Origin of the sequence: Pseudonocardia nematodicida (genome assembly GCF_040105385.1) — a bacterium.
Lineage (GTDB): Bacteria > Actinomycetota > Actinomycetes > Mycobacteriales > Pseudonocardiaceae > Pseudonocardia > Pseudonocardia nematodicida.
This window is the reverse complement of record NZ_JBEDNQ010000010.1, coordinates 122,678-145,191: the sequence shown is the minus strand read 5'-3', so window position 1 is coordinate 145,191 and position 22,514 is coordinate 122,678. Positions and strand designations below refer to the sequence as shown.

The following is a 22,514-nucleotide window of genomic DNA, read 5'->3' as shown; positions in this document are numbered from 1 at the left end:
GCGGTCAGTCGCTCACCCGGTCGCCGCCGGGGTTCAGGGTCTCGATCAGGAACCCGAGCTGGGCGAGCGTGTCGTAGTAGGCGTAGCGCACGCCGCCGCCGCGCATCGACTCGCCCTCCTGGTAGGGCTCGACGCCGCGGGCGAGCAGGTCCTCGCGCACGGCCGCGTGGTCGTCGACGGCGAACCGGATGTGGTGCAGTCCCTCACCGGTGGACTCGAGGTGGTCGGACCAGATGTTGCCGGTGGTCCGCGGGGCGAGGAACTCCAGCTCGCACCCGCCGACGTCGTAGAGCATGACACCGACGGACGCGTCGATCTCGCGGCCGCGGTAGCGGGTGCGCCGGTAGGTGTTCTCCACGCGGGTGTGCGGCTCCGCCCCGAACACCGCGCGCATGCCCTCGGCGGCCGCGTCCAGGTCGCGGACGACGATGCCGACCTGGTCGAGCTTCCCGGGTCCGTTCACGCTGCCACCTCCGTGTCGATACCGGCCAGGTCGCGGGCCGCGATCCAGCCGAAGGTCATGGCGGGGCCGAGGTTGATCCCGCCCGCCGGGTAGTGCCCGCCGAAGACGCTCGCCTGGTCGCAGCCCGCCGCGTAGAGCCCGGGAACCGGCTCGCCGGCGTCGTCGAGCACCCGGGCGCGGGCGTCGGTGGCCAGCCCGGCGAACGTGCCGAAGCTGCCGGGGAGGACCCGGACCGCGTAGAAGGGGCCGCGCTCCAGCGGGGCCAGTGACGGGTTCGGGTACCCGGCCGCCGGGTCGCCGCCGGAGCGGTTGAACGGGGTGGTCCCGCGACCGAACTCGGGGTCCTCGCCGCGGCGGGCACCCTCGTTGAACGTCGCGACCGCCGACTCGAGCCCGCCCGGGTCGATGCCGCAGTTCCGGGCCAGCTCGGCGAGTGTCGCCCCGCGCGTCAGGTAGCCGCTGCGCAGGTAGGGCGCCAGCGGGACCGGCCGGGGCTTGGCCATGCCGAGCGGGTAGCGCCGGACGAACCGGGCGTCGGCGATCTGCCAGGCCTGCACCGGCTCGCCGTCCGGGGTCGCGGCGATCATCGCCGAGACGTAGTCGTGGTAGCCGTTCGCCTCGTTGACGAACCGCCGCCCGGAGCTCAGCACGCCGATCGAGCCCGGCTTGGCGCGGTCCATGATGTGCGGGAAGACGCCGGTGCGGCCGCCGCGGTAGGGGACCAGCGACACCGGGCACCAGGCGGCGGGCGAGGCGAGGTCGGTGCGCAGCCGCCCGCCCGCGGACTCCCCGAGGGTGATCCCGGCGCCGTCCGCGGACGGCGGGGCGAGTGTGTGGTGCTCCGCGCCGGTCGGGAAGTGCGCGGCGCGGCGGTCGCGGTCGTGCGGGAACCCGCCGGCGGCCAGCACGACGCCGCGGCCGGCGGTGACGCTGCCGGACGGGGTCTCGACGCCGGTGATCCGGCCGCCGTCGCGCAGCAGGCCGGTGACCGGGGTGCCGGTCCGGATGACGACGCCGAGGTCCAGTGCCGAGCGCAGCAGCCGGCCGACCAGCGCGGTGCCGTTCACCAGCTGCTGTCCGCGGCGGTAGCGGACCAGGTCGGCGACGTGCCGGGTGACCCGGCGGGTCGCGTGGGCCAGCCCGCGGACGTCGCCGCGCGAGGCGGAGAGGAACCCGGCCAGGTCCGGCCCGGCCATGATCCCCATCCCGAGGAACGAGGTCTCGTAGAGCTGGCGGCGCAGCAGCGCGGCCACGTCCGGGCCGAGCGCGCGCAGGTCGGCGGGGTCCGGCGCGACCGACCGGTGTCCGGTCCCGGCGCCGGGCAGGTCGCCGTAGACGTCGTTGATCCGGGCGCCGGGGGTGAAGGTCAGGGCGGTGTTCTGGTGGAAGAACCGGACCATGCGCGGCGCCGCGTCCAGGAAGGCGTCGACCCGGCCGTCGTCGAGGTCGCCGCCGCAGACCGCCGCGAGGTAGGCGCGGAACCCGGCCGGGTCCTCGTCGACGCCGTCGGTACGGGCCAGCGGGTTGCCCGGTGCCCACATCCAGCCGCCGGACCAGGCGGTCGCACCGCCGCACACGTCGGCACGTTCCAGCACCGTCACCCGCAGCCCGCGGTGCGCGGCGGTGACGGCAGCGGACAGGCCGCCCGCTCCGGCGCCGACCACGACGACGTCCGGGCCCTCGTCCCTCGGGATGGTCACGACGCTGGTCCTCCCTGACCCCGGCACGCGCACTGTGTGTCGCGCACGCTCTGACTGTGTAAGAATCGATGGACAATCAGTTCCTCAATGAGTGTCAGCAATGACTATATGACGGCCGGGGGTCGCGCAAGTCCCGCGTGCCGGAGGGGAGATCGTCGTGGAGCTCCGCTGGCTGGAGGCGTTCGTCGCCGTCGCCGAGGAACTGCACTTCGGCCGCGCGGCCGACCGGCTCGGCATCGCGCAGTCGCCGCTGAGCCAGACGGTCCGCCGGCTGGAGCGCGAGCTCGACACGTCGCTGTTCGACCGCAGCACCCGCAGCGTCGCGCTCACTCCCGCCGGCCACGCGCTGCTGCCGCACGTCCGCCGCGCGTTCGGCGAGCTGGAGCTGGGGCGCGAGGCGGCCCGGGCCGTCGACGGCCTGGTGCACGGCACGGTCGCGATCGGCTTCTCCGGCGCGCTGAACCACCACACCCTCTCGCCGCTCACCCGCGCGGTGCGGGCCCGCTACCCCGGCATCACGCTGGCGCTGACCGGCCGGGTGATGACCGACGGCGGTGTCGTGCAGGTCGAGCGGGGCGAGCTGGACATCGCCTTCGTCGGGCTGCCGATCGACCCGTCGCCGCTGGCGAGCCGGCTGGTCGCCCGGGAGCCCCTCGGGGTCGTGCTGCCGGTCGACCACCCGCTCGCCGGGCGGCCGGAGATCGATCTGGCCGACCTGTCCGGTGATCCGTTCGTCTCGACCCCGGTCTCGGCCGGGTCGGCGCTGCAGCGGCTCGCCGTGGAGGCCTGCGCCCGGGCCGGGTTCCGGCCGGAGGTCGTGCAGGAGACCAGCGACCCGTTCCTCATCCTGACCCTGGTGTCGGCCGGCGTCGGGGTCGCGCTGATGACCTCGAGCATCGAGATGGTCGTGCCGCCGGGGGCGGTCTACCGGCCGCTGCGCGACGAGTCGGTGCACATGCAGCACGCGATCGCCTGGCGGGCCGACGACCCGTCGCAGGTGCTGCGGGCCGTGCTCGACGTCGCCGAGGAGGTACTCCCCACCCCGGAGTGACCGGCGCCGCATTGAGTGCGGGTAGTACATGGTCTGAGTTCGACCAAGTATTGGACGATGCAGAGTCCCGGCCGTCATGCTCCTCCGAGTTCGCTCCCCACCGGCCGTCCGGCCACGGCGGAGCGCCGTCGACGACGCCGGTTCGAAAGGAGCGCCATGTCTGCCACGGCATCGGCACCGCAGGTCGGGGACCCCGGGGACGCGAAGGGTGCGTCGGGGGACTCCCGGAGCGTGCCGAGGAAGGCCGCCATCTCCGGCTTCCTCGGCAGCGCTCTCGAGTACTACGACTTCTTCATCTACGGCGCCGCCGCGGCGCTCGTGTTCGGCACCGTGTTCTTCCCCGGCGCCGGTGCGACCGGCGTGCTGCTCTCGATCAGCACCCTCGGCGTCGCCTACGTGGCCCGTCCGCTCGGCGCGGTCCTGTTCGGTCACTTCGGGGACAAGTTCGGACGGCGCAACGCGCTGATGGCGACGCTGATCCTGATGGGCGTCGCGACGTTCCTGATCGGCTGCCTGCCGTCCTACGACTCGATCGGCATCGCCGCGCCGATCCTGCTGGTCGTGCTGCGACTCCTGCAGGGCCTGTCGGCCGGCGGCGAGTCGCCCGGCGCCAGCTCGCTGACCATGGAACACGCCCCGGAGAACCAGCGCTCGTTCTACTCCAGCTGGGTCATGAGCGGGATCATGTTCGGGATCGTGCTGTCCAGCCTTGTCTTCATCCCGATCGCCTCGCTCCCCGAGGAGCAGCTGCTGGCCTGGGGCTGGCGGATCCCGTTCTGGCTGAGCATCGTCGTCACCCTGGTCGCGTACTTCCTGCGCCGCTCGCTGCAGGAGCCCGAGGTCTTCGAGGAGGCCAAGGAGTCCGACGAGGTGGTCAAGGCCCCGATCGTCGAGCTGTTCCGCAACCACACCGGCACCGTCATCCGGATCGCCGTGTGCGCCTCGTTCGCCATGGTCAACACGATCGTCAACGTGTTCGCGCTGGCCTTCGCCACGAACGTCGCGGGCATCGCCCGGCCCACCATGCTGGCGGTGATCACGGTCGCGAACATGGCCGCGGTGCTCAGCCAGCCGGTCTACGGGATGATCGCCGACCGGGTCGGCCGCAAGCCGGTCTTCATCACCGGCCTGGTCGGGGTCGGCGTCATGGTGCCGGTGTTCTTCCAGGCGATCAGCAGCGGGAACGTGCCGTGGATCTACGTGTCCGGCGTGATCCTGATCGGGATCTGCTACGCGGCGCCGAACGGCGTCTACCCGGCCTACTTCCCGGAGCAGTTCCCCGCCCCGGTGCGCTACAGCGGCATGGCGATCGGCCTGATGGTCGGCCTGCTCGCCGCCGGCTTCACCCCGGCGATCGCCTCGATCATGACCCAGGGCGACCCGTCCAACTGGGTCCCGGTGGCCTGGCTCTGCGGCGGGTTCGTGCTGGCCGCGGCGGTCTCGACGCTGTTCGGCCCGGAGACCTACCGGACCCCGACCGCCGAGCTCGGCGCGCCGCGCCCGGCCCCGGCGGACCGGTGAACCGTCCGCTGCGGGCGGCGGTCATCGGCTGCGGCAACGTCGCCGGCAACCACGCCGCCGCCTACGCCCGGCACCCCGGCGTCGAGCTGGTCGCCTGCGCCGACGTCGACCCCGGCCGGGCCGCCGCCCTCGCTGCCCGGTTCGGGGCCGACCCGGCCGGCGCCGACGACGTGCTCGACCTCGATCTCGACCTGGTCAGCGTCTGCACCCCGCACCCCACCCACGAGGCGGTCGTGACCGCGGCCGCCGCTCGCGGGCTGCACGTCCTGTGCGAGAAGCCGATCGCGATCGACCCGGCCGCCGCGCAGCGGATGGTCCGCGCCTGCGACGACGCCGGGATCCGGCTCGGCGTGCTGTTCCAGCGCCGGTTCTGGCCGGCCGCGCAGCGGATCCGCCGGGCGATCGACGACGGCACGCTGGGCCGTCCGGTGCTCGGAGAGGTCGCCGTCCTGCTGCACCGCGACTCGTCGTACTACACCGCCGACCCGTGGCGCGGCACCTGGGCCGCCGACGGCGGCGGCGTCCTGACCACCCAGGGCGTGCACTACCTGGACCTGCTGCAGTGGTTCATGGGTGACCCGGTGGAGGTCTCCTGCTCCCACACCACGTTCAAGCACGCCGACGCGATCGAGGTCGAGGACACCGCGGTGGCGACCGTCCGGTTCGCCGGCGGCGGGTTGGCGACGGTCTCGATGTCGACCGGGCTGACGCCGGGACTCGGCTGCCGGATCCGGGTCACCGGATCGAACGGTGCCACCGTCGGGCTCTCGGAGTACCCGGAGGGCACCGAGGCCCGGCTCGACGTGTGGGCGGTACCCGGGGCGGCCGCGGCCGGCTCGCCCTACGGCGAGGGCCTGGAGCCCGACGTCGAGCTGGCCGCGATCAACGGTGCGCTCGCCCCGTTCCACGCGCTGCAGGTCGCCGACTTCGTCGCCGCCGTCCGGGACGGGCGCGACCCCGCCGTCACCGGCCGGGAGGCGACCCGCTCACTGGCGATGCTCACCGCGCTCTACGCCTCGGCGGCCTCCGGCCGCCCCGAACCGGTCTGAGACCGTGCAGGAGGAGATCACCGCATGACCCCGATCGGGCTCGCCCACCTGACCCTGCTCCGGCTGGCACCGCCGGACCTGGTGTCCGTCGCCGCCGAGGCCGGGTACGACTTCGTCGGCGTCCGGGTGAAGGCGGTGACGGCCGGCGAGCACCAGTACCCGATGCAGCCCGGCTCCCCGATGTCGGCCGAGACCCTGCGCCGGCTCGACGACACCGGCCTCGAGGTGCGCGACATCGAGTTCCTCACCGTCGGCCCGGACACCGGACCGGCGGACTGGAAGCCCGCGCTCGACGCCGGGGCCGCGCTCGGCGCCCGCACGTTCAGCGTCGTCGGCACCGACACCGACCCGGCCCGGCTGGTCGACACGCTCTCCGCGCTGGCCGCCGACGCCCGCCCGTACGGCATCCTGCCCACCCTGGAGCCGATCAGCTACCAGCCGGTGCGCACCGTCGCCGACGCCGCCGAGGTCGCGACCGCCGCCGGGATCGCCGTGCTGGTCGACGCGCTGCACGTGCGGCGCGGCGGCAGCACCGTCGCCGACGTCGCCGCCCTCGACCCGGCGCTGGTGCCCTGCCTGCAGCTCTGCGACGGCCCGTGGGAGGCGCCCGAACACCTCGACCTGCCCGCCGAGCTGCCGCTCGGCATGACCGCCGACGGCTCGGTGCTCCAGATCGAGGCCCGGGCCCGGCGACGCGCGGTGGGGGAGGGCGAGCTGCCGCTCGCCGAGCTGGTCGGCGCGGCGCCACCGGGGACACCGCTGAGCGTCGAGGTCCCGGACGCGGTGCTGCAGGCCCGGACGAGCGACCTCGAGGTGGCCCGGCACCAGCTCGCCGCCGTGCGGACGCTGATCGGGGGGACGCCGTGACGGCCGGTCCCGCGACCGCGGTCGCGCACCGGATCGCGCTGGTCGGGGCGGGCATCGGGGGCTCGCTGTCCCCGGCGCTGCACGAGACCGAGGCCGCGGCACTGGGACTCGACTACCGCTACACGCTGCTCGACCTCCACGACCTGCCCGACGGCTGGACCCTGCGCGACGCCGCCGGGATCACCGGGTTCAACGTCACGCACCCGGCCAAACAGGCCGTGATCGCCCAGCTCGACGACCTGTCCCCGGACGCGGCCGGCCTGGGGGCGGTCAACACCGTCACCGTCCACGACGGACGGCTGACCGGGCACAACACCGACCACTCCGGGTTCCTGGCCGGGCTGCGGCACGGGCTGCCCGGGGTAGCGCTGCGCCGGGTGCTCGTGGTCGGCGCGGGCGGCGCCGGCTCGGCGGTCGCCTACGCGCTGGCCGGCGCCGGAGCCCGGGTCGAGGTGGTCGACGCCGATCCGGACCGCGCCGCCGCGCTCGCCGCACGGCTGTCCACCGCGCTGCCCGGTGCGGAGGTGCGCGGTGGCCCGGTCGACCGGGTCGCGGACGCGGCCACGGAGGCCGACGGGATCGTCAACGCCACCCCGATCGGCATGACCGGGCACGGTACGACCGGACACGGCGTGCCCGGACACCCTGGGGGCCTGCCACTCGACCCGGCCGCGCTGACCGCGCGGCACTGGGTGGCCGACGTCGTCTACCGGCCGCTGGAGACCGGCCTGCTCGCCGCGGCCCGCGCGCGCGGCTGCCGGGTGCTCGACGGCGGCGCGATGCTCGTCGCCCAGGCCGCCGACACGATCGCGCTGCTCACCGGGTCCACACCGGACCCGGACCGGATGCGGCGGCACCTCGCCGCGCTGTTGAAGGGGAACCGATGACCGAGACCTGGGACCACGAGGCCGACCTGGTGGTGGTCGGCACCGGCGCCGCGGGCCTCGGCGCCGCCGTCGTCGCGGCGGCCGAGGGGCTGTCGGTGCTGGTGCTGGAGAAGACCGGGTGGCTCGGCGGGACCACGGCGTACTCGGCCGGCACCTGCTGGGCGCCCGGGCACCGGCACCAGGAGGACCCGGCGGCCGACCGTGAGGCCGCCGCCGGGTACATGGACGCGCTCATCGGCGACCGCGCCGACCCGGCGCTGCGACGGTCCTATCTGGACCACGCGGCCGCGGCGATCGACCACCTGGAACGGCTCGGCGTCGGGTTCTGGCACTCGAAGACCGTGGTCGACTACCACCCCGAGGTCGCCGGCTCCGGGGTCGGGCGCGCCCTGGAACCGCACACCTTCGACGGCCGGCTGCTCGGCCGCGACGGGTTCGCCCGGATCCGCCCGCCGGTGCCGGAGTTCGCGCTGTTCGGCGGGACGATGATGGTGCGCCGCCCCGAGGTGAACCAGCTGCTCACCCTCCTCGACGGCTCCCCCCGCGCGGTCCCCACCGCCCTGCGGCTCGGCGCGCGCTGGGCCCGGGACCGGACGGCCGGGTGGCCCCGCGGCACCCGGCTGGCGATGGGCAACGCGCTGGTCGCGAACCTGTGGCACCAGCTGCGCCGCCGGTCCGGGCAGGTGTGGTTCCTCAGCCCCGCCACCGAACTGATCACCGACGCCGACGGCCGGGTCACCGGCGTCGTCGCCGCCCGGGAGGGGCGCCCGGTCCGGATCGGCGCCCGCCGCGGAGTCGTGCTGGCCGCCGGCGGGTTCCCGGCCGACGCCGCGCTGCGGGCCGAGCACCTGCCGTCGCCGACCGCGCAGTTCACCCGGGCCGCCGACGGTGCCACCGGCGACACCCTCGCGCTCGCCCGTGCCGCGGGTGCGGCGGTCGGTGAGCCGCGCGACGACAACGCGATGTGGTTCCCGAGCTCGATCGCGCGTCGCCGGGACGGTTCCACCGCGGTGTTCCCGCACATCTGGGACCGGGCGAAGCCGGGCATCGCCGCGGTGAACGCGGACGGGCACCGGTTCGTCGACGAGTCGGTGTCCTACCACCGGTTCACCCGCGCGATGTACGACTCGCACAAGTCCGTCCCGACGGTGCCGGCCTGGCTGGTGCTCGACTCGGCCACCCTGCACCGCTACGGCCTCGGGATGATCCGGCCGCACCTGCCCGCGGTGCTGCGGCGCCGCTACGAGCGCGCGGGCTACCTGCACACCGCGCCGACGATCTCCGCGCTGGCCGCGTCGATCGGCGTCGACCCGGACGGTCTGGAGCGCACCGTCGCCGCGGCCGGACGGGCCGCGCGCAGCGGCGTCGACTCCGAGTTCGGGAAGGGACAGAGCCCGTTCGGGCACCAGTACGGCGACCCGCGCAACACCCCGAACCCGAACCTGGGCCCGATCGAGACGGCGCCGTTCCATGCCGTCGCGGTCGTTCCCACCCCGTTGGCCACCACCCTCGGCGTGCGGACGGACGCCACCGGCCGGGCTCTCGACGCCGGCGGCTCACCCGTCCCCGGTCTCTACGCCTGCGGCGGCGACGCGCACTCGCCGACCGCGTCGGAGTACCCGGGCGCCGGGTGCCAGGTCGGTGCCGGGCTGACCTTCGGCTACCTCGTGGCGCGCCACGCGGCCGGCCTGGGCGCGGCGGTCTGACCCGGGGCCGGCACGGTGCGCCCGGCCGAGCGCGGGAGAACCGCCGAGATACGCGTCAGCGGGTTCTGGAGATCGACGATTCCCGCTCGGACGTATCTCGGCGGGGGCTCGGCCGGGCGGCGCCGACCGGGGCGTCGCACGATCGGCGACTCGCTCCGAGGCACACCTCGGCGGGAGGACCGGACGGGAGCGCCGGAGGCGGAGGCGCGGGGCGTCAGGCCTGCGCCGACGGGAACCGCGGTGGCCGCTTCTCCCGGAGTGCCGCGACGCCCTCGAGGACGTCCGGGCCCATGAAGGTGAGCATCTCGTAGGCGGCGGACTGGTCGAAGGCCGGTCCGGCGCTGCGCAGCCAGGAGTTCAGCGCCCGCTTGGTCAGCCGGATCGCCTGCTGGGAACCGGTGCCGAGTGCGTGCGCGACCCGGAGCGCCTCGTCCAGGACCTGGTCGCTGGGGAGGGCCTTCGCGACCATCCCGATCCGCTCGGCCTCGGCGCCGGTGAGCATCTCGCCGGTGAGCAGGTAGTAGCGCGACCTCGCCATCCCGGCCAGCAGCGGCCAGATGATCGCCGCGTGGTCGCCGGCGGCGACGCCGAGCTTCACGTGCCCGTCGCCGATCCGCGCGTCCTCGGCGCAGATCGCGATGTCGGCCAGCAGCCCGACCACGACCCCGGCGCCGACGGCGACCCCGTTGATCGCCGACACGACCGGCTTCGTGCAGTCGATCATGTTGTAGACCAGGTCGGACATCTCGGTCAGCATCGCCGAGACCCGGTCGTGGTCACCGGCCATCCGCTCGACCATGCCCAGGTCACCGCCCGCGGAGAACGCCTTCCCGGCGCCGGTGATCACCGCGACCCGGGTCGTCTCGTCGGCGGAGACGTCCCGCCAGACCCGGGCCAGCTCGCCGTGCAGCACCTCGTCGGCGGCGTTGTACCGCTCCGGGTTGTTGATGGTGATCAGCAGGACGCCGTCGTCACGGCGGTCGAAGAGCAGCTGCTGGTAGTTCGACGGGTCGAGGGGCACGGTCGGGCTCCTTCCGGGCCGGCGGCGCCGGCGTGTCGTGGATCGTCCCGCGGTGGCGGCGTTCCGGCACCCACGGAGGCCCGGGTTGTCATTGCTCACGAACCCGCCCGTGTCCGGGGTGAGCGGCGCATGATGGGCGCGGTGTCCACCACGCACGCGCCGCCCGGCCGGGCCGCCGCCGTCGCCCCGGCGTTGCTCGTCGGCGCGATCCTGCTGCTCGCGCTGAACCTGCGCGGTCCGATCGTCGCCGTGTCCGCGGTGACCGAGCAGGTGCGGGCCGACCTCGGTGTCGACGCGGCGACCGTCGGGCTGCTCACCAGCCTGCCGGTGCTGTGCTTCGGCCTCGCGACGCCGCTGGCGTCGGTGTGGCTGGACCGCCTCGGCCTCGGGCGGGGCGTGCTGGTGGCGCTGGCGGTGCTCGCGGCGGGGGTCCTCCTGCGGTCCGCCGGCGGGTTCGGGGTGGCGCTGGCCGGGACCCTGCTGATCGGCGCGGCGGTGACCGTGGGCAACGTCGCGGTGCCGGTGATCGTCGGCCGCGACCTCCCGGAGCGCGCCGGGCCGGTGCTCGGGATGTACACCGCCGCGCTGAACGTCGGATCGATGATCACGCTGTCGGCCACCGTGCCACTCGCCGGGGCCACCGACTGGCGGCTCGCGCTGGCGGCCTGGAGCGGGTTCGTCCTCGTCACGGGCGTCGTCTGGTGGTGGGCGACCCGTACGCTGCCCGGTACCGCGCGCACCGACGGGACGCACGGCCCGTCCCCGGCCGGGACGTGGTGGCGGCGGCCCGTCACCTGGGGACTGACGATCGCCTTCGCGGGTCAGGCCTTCTCCTACTACGGCGTGACGGCGTGGCTCCCGACCCTGCTCGCCGACCGGCTCGGGATGACCGCGGTGGCCGCCGGGGCGGGCGCGTCGGTCTTCCAGATCGCGGCGATCGGCGGGGCGCTCGGGGTCCCGCTGCTGCTGCGCTGGTGCCGCACCGAGTGGGTGCCGGTCGCGGTGGTCGCGGCGGCCTGGACGCCGTTGCCGCTGGGACTGCTCCTGGCCCCCGAGTGGTGGGCGGTCTGGTGCGTGCTGAGCGGCGCGGCACAGGGCGGCGGGCTCACGGTGATCTTCACGCTCGTCGTGCGGCGGGCCCGGGACCTGACCGAGAACCGGCGGATGTCCGCGCTCGTGCAGGGCGGCGGGTACGCCGTCGCCTCGGCCGGACCGTTCGTGCTCGGAGCGGCGTACGGCGCCACCGGCGGCTGGACCGCCCCGCTGCTCGTCGTGCTCGGGGCGATCGGGGTGCTGCTGGTCGCCGGGGTCGCGGCCGCGTGGGGAGCGCGCGACCTGCGGGGTGGGCAGCGGGGCGCGGTCAGGCGACCGGGACCGGGGAACCCTGGGTGAGGACGTCGAAGCCGGTCGTGACCGGACGCCCCTCGACGCCGAGGTAGAGCCGCGGCCGCGACGGACCGACACCGAGGATCAGCGGGGAGGGTGCCGGGAACTCGCGCAGCACCTCGCCGGCCCGGCCCAGCGCCGACGCGACCAGTGCGGGGGAGCGCCGGGCCGCGGGGCCGGCGATCGACAGGCACACCCGCTGGACGCACCGCCGACCCCGGTCGCGGGGCATCGGCGCGGACCACTGCAGCACCAGCAGGTCCCGGTCGTCGTCCGGATCCGGCTCCGCGGCGCCGGGCACCGCCGCGACGACCGAGGCGAACCCGTACCCGAGCCCACCCAGCTCGTCGTCTCCGGCGACCGCGAGGAAGAGGAGGTCGCGGGCGTGTTCGGCGGCGTCGGGCCGGTCATGGTCCGGGATGGGCATGGTGCCTCCGCTGTCGTCGCGTGACAGTCACCGTAGGGCGACGGGGTCCAGCGGTGGGGCAGCCGAAGGTAAGGGGAAGGCAAAAAGCTAGGACGTGCCCTGCTCGGTGGCGGGCTCGTGGGGCTCGAGGGGTTCGAGGGGCAGCAGCAGGGTCACCACCGACGGCGACCGCCGCGCGGTGAGCCGCCCGCCCTCGGCCTCGGCCAGCCGCCGGGCCAGCGCGACCCCGAGACCGGGGCCGGTCCGCGGGCCGGCGAGCGCCGTGTCGTCGATGCCGGCGCCCTCGTCGGACACGTCGAGTGCGACGGCGTCCGGGCCGGCCTCCCGCGCGGTCAGCGCGACCGCGCCGCAGCCGTGCTGGGACGCGTTGTCCAGCAGTACCCCCACGATCTGGCGGACGGCCGCGGCCGACGCCGGCGGGTCCGGCAGCCCCGCGGACCGTGACGTGCCGAAGGAGCGGCCGTCGCGCGCCAGCCGGTCGCTCCACTCGTCCTCGGCCTCCTTCAGCAGCCGCTGGAGGTCGACGGCCACCGCCCCGTGCCGCCGCTCCCGGGACAGCAGGAGAAGCTCGTCGATCGTCCGTTCCAGCCGGTCGATCGAGGCCAGGCCGTCCTCGACGGTCGCCCGGGTCAGCCGCCCGGGGTTCTCCAGCACCGCCTCCAGCCGTAGCCGCAGTCCGGCCAGCGGGGTCCGGAGCTGGTGCGAGGCCTCCGCGGAGAACGCCCGCTCGCGGGCGAGCAGGTCGTCCAGGCGCTCGGCGGTGCCGCCCAGCGCGGTGCCCACCCGGTCGACCTCGGACATCCCCGACGGCACCGGCCGCACCCCGAAGTCGCCCTCGCCGAGCCGTCCCGCGTCGACGGCGAGGTGCTCCAGCGGCCGGGACAGCCGGCGCGCGAGGCGGTCGGCGAGGAACCAGACCGCGAGCAGCACCAGCCCGGCCAGGGCCAGCATCCCGAGCCAGAGCGGCACCAGGCCGGCGGCGACGGCCGGCGGGGAGCTCGCCACGCGGACGACGGCGAGCACGTCGTCGCCGTCGGACACCGGCGCGACGGCGATCAGGTCGTCGGGTGGGGCCGCGGCGATCCCGCGGTCGAGCACCTTCTCCACCGGGTCGTCGCCGCGCACCGGGCCGTCGCCGATGATGCGGTCGCCGTCGTCGTCGTAGAGCGCGACGTCGGCGGCGTCCTTCGGGTCCTGGGGCAGCCGGCGGGGGACCCGGTCGTGGTCGACGTCGTCGTACACCGACACGGCGGTGATGTCGGCGAGGCGCTGCAGCGAGGTCCGCTCCTCGGCCAGCGCGTACTGGCCGACGCCGAAGGCCAGCGGGATGCCGAACAGCACGAGCGCGACCGACGCGGCGACGAGTGCCAGCCCGACGATCCGCGTCCGCATCAGGCGCTCCGGTCGCCGGGCAGTTCGAGCCGGTACCCGTGACCGCGCAGCGTGGTGATCACCGGGACCCGGCCGTCCGGGTGCCCGGCGAGCCGGCGGCGGACCGCGGCCACGTGCACGTCGAGGGTCTTGGTCGGGCCGTGCCAGTGCTCGTCCCACACGTCGGCCATCAGCACGTCCCGGCTCAGTGCCGCGTCCGGTTCGCGGGCCAGCCGGGCGAGCAGGTCGAACTCCTTGGTCCGCAGCGGGACCTCCCGCCCGGCGACGGTGGCCCGCCGGCTCGCGGTGTCGACCCGCAGGTCACCGACCTCCAGCACGGTCGACGCCTCCGGCCGGTCACCGCCGGCTCGCCGCAGGTGGGCCCGGACGCGGGCGAGCAGCTCGGTCAGCCGCACCGGCTTGGTGAGGTAGTCGTCCGCGCCCGCCTCCAGGCCGAGCACCACGTCCATCTCACCGGCGCGGGCGGTGAGGATCACGACGATGGCGTCCGGGCGCACGCCGCGGATCCGCCGGCACACCGCGACGCCGTCCAGGTCGGGCAGGCCGAGGTCGAGCAGCACCAGGTCGCAGGGCTCGCGGTCGGCGGCCTCCAGCGCGGCCGCCCCGGTGCGCTCCCAGCGGACCTCGTAGCCGTTCTCGGCGAGACTGCACAGCAGGACGTCACCGATCGTCCGGTCGTCCTCGACGAGCAGGATGCGGGTGGCGGCGTTCATGGTCGTCCTCGGTCCCCCCGGCCGCGGCGGAGCGGCGTGCACCCATGGTGCTCCGCCGGGGCCCGAAGAGCGAGTGTGTACCGCGAAGGGGTGGCCGGGGCAGAGTCAGGCCGGGCGGTGCGGGGTCCCGCGCACGCTGTACCAGTACGCGCCGGCCTCGGCGTCGGTGATCTCGGTGCGCACCTCGGCCGACGCCGGGCGGCCGAACCGCCGCCGGATCGCCTTGCGCGCGATCTTCTCCACCCGGTGCGCGAGGCGCTCCGGGGCCCGGCCGGCCAGGGTGAGGACGGCGACGAACGCGTAGCGGGCCGGACCCCGGCGCGGCCACGGCCCGGTGCCGTCGGCCAGGGACAGCTCCACGGTCATCGGGCGCTTCTCGTGCTGGTGCAGCGCGCGGGTCAGCTCGGCCTCGACGGTCTGGGCCTCGACCCCGGCCGGCGTCTCCACCCGGACGACGGCCATCACGGCACTCGTCGTCGACGTGGTGCTCGCTGCGCTCACGGCTCTCCCTCGACAGGTGCGCCGGTCACTGCGACCGGCGCGCGCCGTCCCATTCTGTGCCCTTTCGACGGATCGTGCGCAAGTTCGTGATCGAGCACGTAGCGCCGGAGAGTGACATGTGCCCGGCGGTCCACCCGTCCGGGGGAGTGGACGCGCGGCTGGACGGCCTACCGGATCACCGGGAGCGGGCCGGAGGGCCGGTCGAGGAACAGCAGCCGGGTCTCCTCCGGCGGGGCGGGCACGACGGGCGGGATCAGGGCGGTGCGGTCGTCGGCGCCGGCGGCCGGGGCCGGTCCGGGGTGCGGCCGGCCAGTCGGGAGCGGTGCGGGTTCCGCCGCGACGGCCTCCCTGAGCTCGTCCAGCAGGTCCCGCAGCCGGGCGGTCAGGGGGTGCTCCGGCCCGAGCGCCCGCTCGGCCGTGCCGGCCGCCGCGACGAGCCGGTTGGCCGCACCGTGCAGGTCACCGGTGTCGGCCTGGGCCAGTGCCAGCGCGGCCCGCGCGGCGAGCGTGTCGGGGTGGGCGTCGCCGAGCACCCGCCGGCGGCGGGTGACGACGTCGTCGTGCCGGCGCACCGCCTCGTCCGGCCGTCCGACGAGCCGGAACGCCGCGGCGAGCGCGTCCGCGGCCGCCAGCGACGCCGGATGGTCGGGTCCGAGCACGTACTCGCGCGCCGCGAGGTTGTGGCCGGCCAGTTCGAGCCCGCGGGTCTCGGCGTCGCCGAGCAGGTAGGCCACGGCCAGGCTGCCCTCGACGACGAGCGTGTCGGTGTCCCGCGGGCCGAGGTCGCGGCGGGCCGCGGTGAGTACCTGCTCCAGCCGGCGGGTCGCCTCCCGGAGCGCGGCGCCGGCCGGTGCACCGGCGGGATCGGTGTGCGCGGCGTCCCGGACGGCGGCCGCGGCCCGGTCGTGCCGCTCGCGCAGCACCGCACGCGCGCCGTCCCCCGGCTGTGCGGCGGCCGGACCCGGCCGCGGGAACGCGGAGCCGGTGGCGACGCTCTCGCCCGTGCTCACTCGGGGCCTCCTCGCAGGGGTCGGCGCACCGGCGCGGTCCCGGCCGGTGAACAAGATCAACGATTGTCACCCACCGTACCCATGGACCCGGGCATGCGACCCCTTCAGGGGGGATTCATCCGGAATTCCGCCGTCCGGCCTAGGCTTGCGGTGACTTTCCGTGACCCTCGCGCAGGTCTGCAGGCCGGACTGCCCGGTCCGTGTGCGAATGCCCGGTCCGGCGATTATCGTCCGTTCCGATGCGGTTCCGGCGCGCGCCGCCGGCACCGGCGACGGCGTCGTCGCGGCCCCGGGACCGGAGCGCGGCGGTGACGCCCCGCACCGAGCGCGGAGGCATGGGATGACCGAGGTCGGACGGGTTCGCGAGGAGTTCCACACCGGGCGGGCGATCCTGCTCGCGAGCGTCGCCGCGCTCGGTGGCTTCCTGTTCGGCTTCGACACCGCGGTGATCAACGGGACCGTCACGGCGGTGCGCGAGCAGTTCGGCCTGGGCGCCGGCCTGATCGGTTTCGTCGTCTCCTCGGCGCTGCTCGGCTGTGTCGTCGGTGCCTTCGTGGCGGGGCGGCTCGCCGACCGGGTCGGCCGGATCCGGGTGATGGTGCTCGCCGCCGCGCTGTTCCTGATCAGCGCGGTCGGCAGCGGGCTGGCGGTCGGGCCCTGGGACCTGATCGGCTGGCGGGTGCTGGGCGGTCTGGGCGTCGGGGCCGCGTCGGTGATCGCGCCCGCCTACATCGCCGAGATCTCCCCGGCCTCGATCCGCGGGCGGCTCGGCTCGCTGCAGCAGCTCGCGATCGTCACCGGCATCTTCGTCGCGCTGCTCTCCGACGCCTGGCTCGCCGCGCTCGCCGGCGGCGCCGGGGAGCCGCTGTGGGGCGGGCTCGCCGCGTGGCGGTGGATGTTCATCGTGGAGGCGGTGCCGGCCGTCGCGTACGGGATCCTCGCCCTCACGATCCCCGAGTCACCGCGCTACCTGGTGAAGCGGGGCGAGCACGAGCGCGCCCGGACCGTGCTGGCCCAGGTGCTCGCGTCCGGTGTGGACGACCGGCTGGCCGAGATCCGGCGGACGCTGCGCACCGAGCACCGGCCGTCGTTCGCCGACCTGCGCGGGCCCGCCGCCGGGCTGCTGCCGATCGTCTGGGTCGGCATCCTGCTGTCGATGTTCCAGCAGTTCGTGGGCATCAACGTGATCTTCTACTACTCGTCGACGCTGTGGCAGTCGGTCGGGTTCACCGAGGCCGACGCGCTCACCCAGACCGTGATCACCTCGGTCACCAACATCGTGGTGACGATCGTGGCGATCGCGCTGATCGACCGGATCGGCCGGCGCCGGCTGCTCACGATCGGCTCGGTGGGCATGACCGTCACCCTCGGCGTGCTCGCCGTGACCTTCGCCGGGGCCGACCTGGTCCCGGGCGAGGACGGCGAGCTGGCGCCGGTGCTGGGGGACACCGCCGGGATCGTCGCGCTGATCGCGGCCAACGGATTCGTCGTGTTCTTCGGGATGTCCTGGGGTCCGGCGGTGTGGGTGCTGCTGGGGGAGATGTTCGACAACCGGATCCGGGCCGCGGCGCTGGGGCTCGGGGCCGCGGTGCAGTGGATCGCGAACTTCGTCGTCTCCACCACCTTCCCGGTGCTGGCCGACCTCGGGCTGGCGGTGGCCTACGGGCTCTACACCGCGTTCGCGCTGGCCTCGCTGGTGTTCGTGGTCCGCTTCGTGCCCGAGACGCGGAACAAGCAGCTCGAGGACATGTGACGCCGGCGCTCAGCCCGTCGCGAGGATCTGCTCGCGCAGGATGTCGGCGTGTCCACTGTGGTGCGCCAGCTCCTTGAGCACCTGCAGGTGCAGCCAGCGCACCGTCACCGGCCGCCCCCGGCCGCGCACGACGTCGTCGGGGCCCAGGCCGGCGATCGCCCGCCGGGAGCGCGCGCACACCTCGCGGTAGCGGGCCCGCACGCTCGCCACCGTGTCGTCGTCGGACGGCCGGAAGGACTCCTCGACGGACTCGGGGATGCCCAGCTCGGCGCGGGACGTCCCGGTCACGGTCTGTCCGAACCAGACCGTCTCGACGAACGCGACGTGGCACAGCAGGCCGAGCAGGGTGGTCGCGGACGGGACGAGGCGGCGGCGGGCCTGTTCCTCGGTCAGCCCGTCCAGCGTGGCGTCGATCGCGGTGCGGTACTCGTCGAGGAAGGCCGTGAGCTGGGTGAGCTCGTCGGCGTCCTGGACGGCGAAGGAGCCGGTCACGGCGGCCGATCGTAGCCGGGTCATCCTCCGGTCGGAGACGGGAGATCCGCCCGCGCTCCGACGCCCGCGGACCACCACGCACGAGACGCTCGTGCCATGACCACCTCCAGCAGGGTCGGTACGGCCGGCCCCGACAGTCTCACCGCGGCCGGGGTGTTCCCGGCCGTTCCGGCTCCCCGTGACGGACACGCCCGGGACGCCGGTCGGTCCGCTCGATCCGGTCGACCGCGGTACGCCGAACGGCTGGCCGGCGGGGGCCTGGCCGGTGCCGTGGCCGGCTACGGGGGATCATGGCTCGCCGTGGAGCTGCTCGGGGCGTCGTACACGTCGCACGGCGTCGTCGCGCTCGGGACCGGCCTGCTCGTGGCCGGGGTGGCCGCGGTCCGCCGGGCCGGCGGGGGTGCCCGGTGAACGGCGTGGAACGGTCGACCGTGGTGGAGCGCTTCGCCGCAGCTGCCCGGCGGAACCCGATCGTCGTCGACGCGGTGTTCGCCGCCGTCCTCTTCGCGATCGCTCTGCAGTGGACGTTCGAGGGCAGGGGCGTCTTCTCCGACGCCAAGGGCCTCGCGGTCGTCGTCGCGGTGTTCGCCCACGGACCGGTCGTGCTGCGCCGCCGGTACCCGCTGCCCGCCGCCGTCGTCACCGCGGTCGTCGCCGCCGTCGCGAGCTTCAGCTTCTCCGGGACCAGCGGCGCGTACGTCCTCCCGGCGATCGTGATGGGGTACTCGGCCGTGGCCTATGGCCCCCGATGGGCCGGTCCGGTCGCGGCGGCGGCCCTGGCGACCGGGATGATCGGCCCGGCGCTGATCACGATGATCCGGTCCGGCGCGTTCACCGAGCCGGTCGACCCGAACGCGCCGGGGCCGCTCGGCACGCTCGTCATCATCGGCGTGGTGGTGCTCGTCGCGGCGTGCATCTGGCTGGCCGGCGCGCTGCGCCGCGCCTCCGTGCGCAACACCGAGCAGCTGCGGGAACGGGCCCGGCTGCTCGAGGACGGCCGCCGCCAGGAGGTCCGGCTCGAGCTGCTGGCCGAGCGCTCCCGGATCTCCCGGGAGGTGCACGACGTCGTCGCGCACTCGCTGTCCGGGATCATCGCGCAGGCCGACGGGGGCCAGTTCGCCGCGAAGCGCGACCCGCAGAAGGCCGTCGAGGTGCTCGACGGCATCGCCACCACCGGCCGGGAGGCGCTCGGCGAGGTCCGGGGCCTGCTGGAGATGCTGCGCGACACCGCCCCGGACGACGACGCCGACGGCCCTGACGGGGCAGGCCGGCCGCAGCCCGGCACCGACGACGTCCCGGCGCTGGTCGAGCAGGTCCGCGCCGGCGGCCTGCCGGTCCTCCTCGCCGTCACCGGTGAGCCCCGGCCGATCGCCACCGGGAGCGGGCTCACCGCCTACCGGGTGGTCCAGGAGGCGCTCACCAACGTGATCAAGCACGCCGGTCCGGGCACGCCGACGCAGGTCGGTCTGCAGTGGACCGCCGACGAGCTGACCGTCCGGGTCCGCGACGAGGGCGCCCGCGTTCCCGTCCCGGTGCCGCCGCGTGGCGGGCACGGCCTGATCGGTATGCGCGAGCGGGCCGCCCTGCACGGCGGCTCCGTCGAGACCGGACCGCATCCCGACGGCGGGTACGCGGTCCGCCTGCGCCTGCCGCTGACTCCCTGACTCCCTGAATGCCGGAAGGAACCCGATGACCGACCCCGTCCGCCTGATGCTCGTCGACGACCAGGAGCTCGTCCGCGCCGGTTTCGCGATGGTGCTCGACTCCTGCGACGACCTGACCGTCGTCGCCCAGGCCGGCGACGGCGAGCAGGCGCTCGCCGAGCTGGACCGGACGCCGGTGGACGTCGTGCTGATGGACGTCCGGATGCCGAAGCTGGACGGCATCGAGGCCACCCGGCGGGCGATCGCCGCGCACCCCGGGCTGCGGGTGGTGGTGCTGACCACGTTCGACCTCGACGAGTCCGTCACCGCCGCGATCGGGGCCGGCGCCAGCGGCTTCCTGCTGAAGGACGTGAAGCCCGACGACCTCATCGACGCCGTCCGGACCGTGCACAGCGGTGACTCGGTGGTCGACCCGGTCTCCACCCGCCGGCTGCTGCGGGCCACGGCGCCGCTGCTCACCGTCCCCGAACGGCCGGAGGCCGCCCCGGACGCGCAGGCCGCGCTGGCCGACCTGACCCCGCGCGAGCGCGAGGTGCTGGAGCTGGTGGGGCAGGGGCGGTCCAACTCCGAGATCCAGGCCGAGCTGTTCGTCTCCGCGGCGACGGTGAAGACGCACGTGGGACACCTGCTGGCCAAGACCGGGTCGCGGGACCGGGTGCAGCTGGTCGCGCTGGCCTTCCGCGCGGGCCTGGTGGCCTGAGCGCTACAGCGCCAGCACCAGGTGCGCCACGCTGAAGTAGATGACCAGCCCGGTCGCGTCCACCAGCGTCGTCACCGCGGGCGCCGACACCACGGCCGGGTCGATGCCGGCCTTGCGGGCCAGCAGCGGCATCGTCGCCCCGATCGTCGCCGCCCAGGCGCAGATCGCGACCAGCGAGATGCCGACGACCAGGGCGATCGAGGACCCGACCAGCGCGGTGCCGATCGCCAGCGCTGCCAGCGCCAGCATCGAGCCGAGCGCGGCCCCGACCCGGGCCTCCCGCCACATCACCCGCAGCACGTCCGACGGGCGCACCTCGCCGACCGCGAGCGCGCGCACGCTGGCCGTCGCGGCCTGCGCGCCGGCGTTCCCGCCGGTACCGATGAGCAGCGGCACGAACAGCGCCAGCGCCGTGACCTGGGCCAGGGTGTCCTCGAAGTACTGCAGGACGTTGACGGTCAGGGTCGCGGCGACGAGCAGCAGGAGCAGCCAGACGATCCGGGACCGGGCCAGCCCGAACACCCCGGCGGTCATGTAGTGGCCCGTCCACGGCTCGGCACCGGACTGCCGGGCGACGTCCTCGGACTCGGCCCGCTCCAGCTCCTCGACGGCGTCGTCGATCGTCAGCAGGCCGAGCAGCCGGCGCTCGCCGTCGACCACCGGCAGCGCGATCCGGTCCGAGTCGCCGAGCCGGCGGGCGGCCTCCTCACCGGTGTCGATCGCGCGTACCCACTCGGGCTCGGTGTCGACGATGTCGTCGAGCGGGGTGTCCGGCGGGCTCAGCACGAGCTCGCGCAGCGTCACGACGCCCTCGAGCCGGCGGCCCGGCCCGACCACCGGCAGCGTGTAGACGGTCTCGGCGGCTCCGCCGACCCGGCGCACCCGGGCGAGCGCCTCGGCGACGGTGCCGCCGGCGTGCAGGCTCACCACCTCGGGCGTCATCAGCCGACCGGCCGAGCCGGCCGGGTAGCCGAGCAGGGCCGCGGTCGCCCGGCGGCGGGCGGGGGAGAGCCCGGCGAGTACCCGGGCCGCCACCGAGGCCGGCATCTCACCGATCAATCGGGCCCGGTCGTCCGGGTCGAGCCCGTCGACCAGCTCCAGCACGGTGTGGCTGGGGCCTTCCGCAAGCTCCTGACCCGTGTCGACCCGCATCCCGTCCAGCACCCGCTGGGCCGTCACCGCGTCGAGCTCCTCGAACACGTCGGCGGCGACGTCCTTGGCGAGCAGCCGGAACAGCACGCCGGCGTCGGTCTCGTCGCAGCGGGCCAGTACCTCGGCGAGGTCGCGGGCGGACAGGTCGGCGATCCGCTCCGCGACCGCGGGCAGGTCCCCGTCCTGCAGGGAGGACAGCAGGGCGGTGAGGTCGTGATCCGGGATCCCGTCCCGGGCGGCCCGCTCGGCCTGCGTGCGCGTCGTGGTCGTCGCGTCCATCGTCCACCTCCCTGCAGCACGGCGGGCCGGGCTCCGCGGCGTCGCGGTGCTCCGGCCCGATGTGAGTTGCGTACGGCAACAGTTGTACGTGTGACGCAATTGTCCCGCACGTCAAGATCGCGCGCAGGGCGGGGTCGATCGCGTCACACCCGGCCGCGGGGATCCCGATCGGTGCGTTCGCGCCGCAGCCGGTCCAGGTCGCCGTCGGCGAGTGCGGTCCAGAACCGCAGGGCGGCGTGTTCCATCTCCAGCCCCAGCTCGACGGTGATCATGCGGGGCTCGGCCCACTCGTCGCCGCCGTGCCGGGCGATCATGTCCTCGTAGACGGCGATCCGCTCCTCGTGCTGGCGGATCTGCTCCTGGGCGAGCTTCGGGACGTCGTCCGGTGAGCCCGCCTCGTTGAAGAACAGCTTGAGCTCGGCCACGTCGCGCATCTCGAAGTGCTCGGGCGTGGGCGCCGCCAGCCACTCCCGCAGCGCGCTCCGGCCCGCGCCGGTCAGCGAGTACGTCTTGCGACGCCGGCCGGTGTCCTCGGTGTCGAGGGCCAGTAGTCCGGCGGCGGCGAGCCGGTCCGGCTCCGAGTAGAGCTGCGCGTGCGGGAAGTTCCAGAAGTAGCCGACCGACCGGCTGACCGCCCGCTTGAGGTCGTAGGGCGTGGACGGTCCGCGCAGCGCGATCATGCCCATGACCAGGTACGACGTCGTCGACAGTCGCATCCGGCCTCCTCACGCTGGGTCGTCGGCCAGACCTTACCCGTGAGTGGTTGTCGTGGTCGGGGCC

22 protein-coding genes are annotated in these 22,514 nt (G+C 75.0%); 11 read left to right on the top strand and 11 right to left on the bottom strand.

Going from position 1 to position 22,514, the window contains the following annotated elements:
• Positions 1–4: 4 nt before the first annotated feature.
• Both WIS52_RS22910 and WIS52_RS22905 read right to left on the bottom strand, forming a co-directional pair.
• Positions 5–463 carry a VOC family protein gene (locus WIS52_RS22910; RefSeq protein ID WP_349300403.1) on the bottom strand — a complete coding sequence of 153 codons (459 nt, stop codon included), beginning with the start codon at positions 461–463 and terminating at the stop codon, positions 5–7.
• On the bottom strand, positions 460–2,163 hold the full coding sequence (locus tag WIS52_RS22905; RefSeq protein WP_349300402.1) for an FAD-dependent oxidoreductase: 1,704 nt from the start codon (positions 2,161–2,163) through the stop codon (positions 460–462). The genes WIS52_RS22910 and WIS52_RS22905 overlap by 4 nt, the downstream gene beginning before the upstream one ends.
• 157 nt (positions 2,164–2,320) lie before the next feature.
• On the opposite strand from WIS52_RS22905, the gene WIS52_RS22900 reads away from it, so the two are divergent.
• The 6 genes from WIS52_RS22900 to WIS52_RS22875 all read left to right on the top strand — a co-directional run bounded on the left by WIS52_RS22900 (position 2,321) and on the right by WIS52_RS22875 (position 9,244).
• Positions 2,321–3,214, top strand: coding sequence for a LysR family transcriptional regulator (locus WIS52_RS22900; protein WP_349300401.1), 894 nt, complete (start codon positions 2,321–2,323; stop codon positions 3,212–3,214).
• 156 nt (positions 3,215–3,370) lie between these two features.
• Positions 3,371–4,735 (top strand): MFS transporter, encoded by a 1,365-nt coding sequence (locus WIS52_RS22895; protein WP_349300400.1) that lies wholly within the window; start codon positions 3,371–3,373, stop codon positions 4,733–4,735.
• Positions 4,732–5,784 carry a Gfo/Idh/MocA family protein gene (locus WIS52_RS22890; RefSeq protein ID WP_349300399.1) on the top strand — a complete coding sequence of 351 codons (1,053 nt, stop codon included), beginning with the start codon at positions 4,732–4,734 and terminating at the stop codon, positions 5,782–5,784. Before WIS52_RS22895 ends, WIS52_RS22890 begins: the two co-directional genes overlap by 4 nt.
• Positions 5,785–5,808: 24 nt before the next feature.
• Positions 5,809–6,651, top strand: a complete 843-nt coding sequence (locus tag WIS52_RS22885) for a sugar phosphate isomerase/epimerase family protein (RefSeq protein ID WP_349300398.1) — start codon at positions 5,809–5,811, stop codon at positions 6,649–6,651.
• Complete coding sequence (locus WIS52_RS22880) at positions 6,648–7,538, top strand: shikimate dehydrogenase (protein ID WP_349300397.1); 891 nt, start codon at positions 6,648–6,650, stop codon at positions 7,536–7,538. Before WIS52_RS22885 ends, WIS52_RS22880 begins: the two co-directional genes overlap by 4 nt.
• Positions 7,535–9,244: an FAD-dependent oxidoreductase gene (locus WIS52_RS22875; protein ID WP_349300396.1), complete on the top strand. Its 1,710-nt coding sequence runs from the start codon at positions 7,535–7,537 to the stop codon at positions 9,242–9,244. Before WIS52_RS22880 ends, WIS52_RS22875 begins: the two co-directional genes overlap by 4 nt.
• A gap of 214 nt (positions 9,245–9,458) precedes the next feature.
• On the opposite strand, the gene WIS52_RS22870 is transcribed toward WIS52_RS22875, so the two are convergent.
• Positions 9,459–10,265: an enoyl-CoA hydratase/isomerase family protein gene (locus WIS52_RS22870; protein ID WP_349300395.1), complete on the bottom strand. Its 807-nt coding sequence runs from the start codon at positions 10,263–10,265 to the stop codon at positions 9,459–9,461.
• Between the two features lie 141 nt (positions 10,266–10,406).
• On the opposite strand from WIS52_RS22870, the gene WIS52_RS22865 reads away from it, so the two are divergent.
• Entirely contained in the window at positions 10,407–11,657 is a 1,251-nt protein-coding gene (locus WIS52_RS22865) for an MFS transporter (protein WP_349300394.1), read from the top strand.
• On the opposite strand, the gene WIS52_RS22860 is transcribed toward WIS52_RS22865, so the two are convergent.
• From WIS52_RS22860 to WIS52_RS22840, 5 genes are all read right to left on the bottom strand, one after another.
• Positions 11,626–12,078 (bottom strand): hypothetical protein, encoded by a 453-nt coding sequence (locus tag WIS52_RS22860; protein WP_349300393.1) that lies wholly within the window; start codon positions 12,076–12,078, stop codon positions 11,626–11,628. The two genes, WIS52_RS22865 and WIS52_RS22860, sit on opposite strands and share 32 nt — an antisense overlap.
• Before the next feature lie 87 nt (positions 12,079–12,165).
• Positions 12,166–13,470 carry a sensor histidine kinase gene (locus WIS52_RS22855; RefSeq protein WP_349300392.1) on the bottom strand — a complete coding sequence of 435 codons (1,305 nt, stop codon included), beginning with the start codon at positions 13,468–13,470 and terminating at the stop codon, positions 12,166–12,168.
• Positions 13,470–14,183: a response regulator transcription factor gene (locus WIS52_RS22850; protein ID WP_349300391.1), complete on the bottom strand. Its 714-nt coding sequence runs from the start codon at positions 14,181–14,183 to the stop codon at positions 13,470–13,472. The genes WIS52_RS22855 and WIS52_RS22850 overlap by 1 nt, the downstream gene beginning before the upstream one ends.
• Before the next feature lie 105 nt (positions 14,184–14,288).
• Complete coding sequence (locus tag WIS52_RS22845; protein ID WP_349300390.1) at positions 14,289–14,684, bottom strand: hypothetical protein; 396 nt, start codon at positions 14,682–14,684, stop codon at positions 14,289–14,291.
• Positions 14,685–14,851: 167 nt separating this feature from the next.
• A complete protein-coding gene (locus WIS52_RS22840; RefSeq protein ID WP_349300389.1) occupies positions 14,852–15,694 on the bottom strand; it encodes a tetratricopeptide repeat protein in 843 nt (280 codons plus the stop codon).
• 340 nt (positions 15,695–16,034) lie between these two features.
• On the opposite strand from WIS52_RS22840, the gene WIS52_RS22835 reads away from it, so the two are divergent.
• Positions 16,035–17,447 carry a sugar porter family MFS transporter gene (locus WIS52_RS22835; RefSeq protein ID WP_349300388.1) on the top strand — a complete coding sequence of 471 codons (1,413 nt, stop codon included), beginning with the start codon at positions 16,035–16,037 and terminating at the stop codon, positions 17,445–17,447.
• Between the two features lie 9 nt (positions 17,448–17,456).
• Here WIS52_RS22835 and WIS52_RS22830 read toward each other — a convergent pair whose 3' ends face one another.
• Positions 17,457–17,963, bottom strand: coding sequence for a DinB family protein (locus WIS52_RS22830; protein WP_379610435.1), 507 nt, complete (start codon positions 17,961–17,963; stop codon positions 17,457–17,459).
• Between the two features lie 72 nt (positions 17,964–18,035).
• Here WIS52_RS22830 and WIS52_RS22825 point away from each other — a divergent pair, with 72 nt between their 5' ends.
• From WIS52_RS22825 to WIS52_RS22815, 3 genes are read left to right on the top strand one after another with little or no spacing between them, the layout of a single operon-like run.
• Positions 18,036–18,350: a hypothetical protein gene (locus tag WIS52_RS22825; protein WP_349300386.1), complete on the top strand. Its 315-nt coding sequence runs from the start codon at positions 18,036–18,038 to the stop codon at positions 18,348–18,350.
• Between the two features lie 5 nt (positions 18,351–18,355).
• Positions 18,356–19,603, top strand: coding sequence for a sensor histidine kinase (locus WIS52_RS22820; RefSeq protein ID WP_349300385.1), 1,248 nt, complete (start codon positions 18,356–18,358; stop codon positions 19,601–19,603).
• 25 nt (positions 19,604–19,628) lie between these two features.
• On the top strand, positions 19,629–20,303 hold the full coding sequence (locus WIS52_RS22815; RefSeq protein WP_349300384.1) for a response regulator transcription factor: 675 nt from the start codon (positions 19,629–19,631) through the stop codon (positions 20,301–20,303).
• A 3-nt stretch (positions 20,304–20,306) separates the two neighbouring features.
• Here the strand turns inward: WIS52_RS22815 and mgtE are convergent, their stop codons facing one another.
• Both mgtE and WIS52_RS22805 read right to left on the bottom strand, forming a co-directional pair.
• Positions 20,307–21,734, bottom strand: a complete 1,428-nt coding sequence (gene mgtE, locus WIS52_RS22810) for a magnesium transporter (protein ID WP_349300383.1) — start codon at positions 21,732–21,734, stop codon at positions 20,307–20,309.
• Positions 21,735–21,877: 143 nt separating this feature from the next.
• A complete protein-coding gene (locus WIS52_RS22805; protein ID WP_349300382.1) occupies positions 21,878–22,450 on the bottom strand; it encodes a PadR family transcriptional regulator in 573 nt (190 codons plus the stop codon).
• Positions 22,451–22,514: the final 64 nt, after the last annotated feature.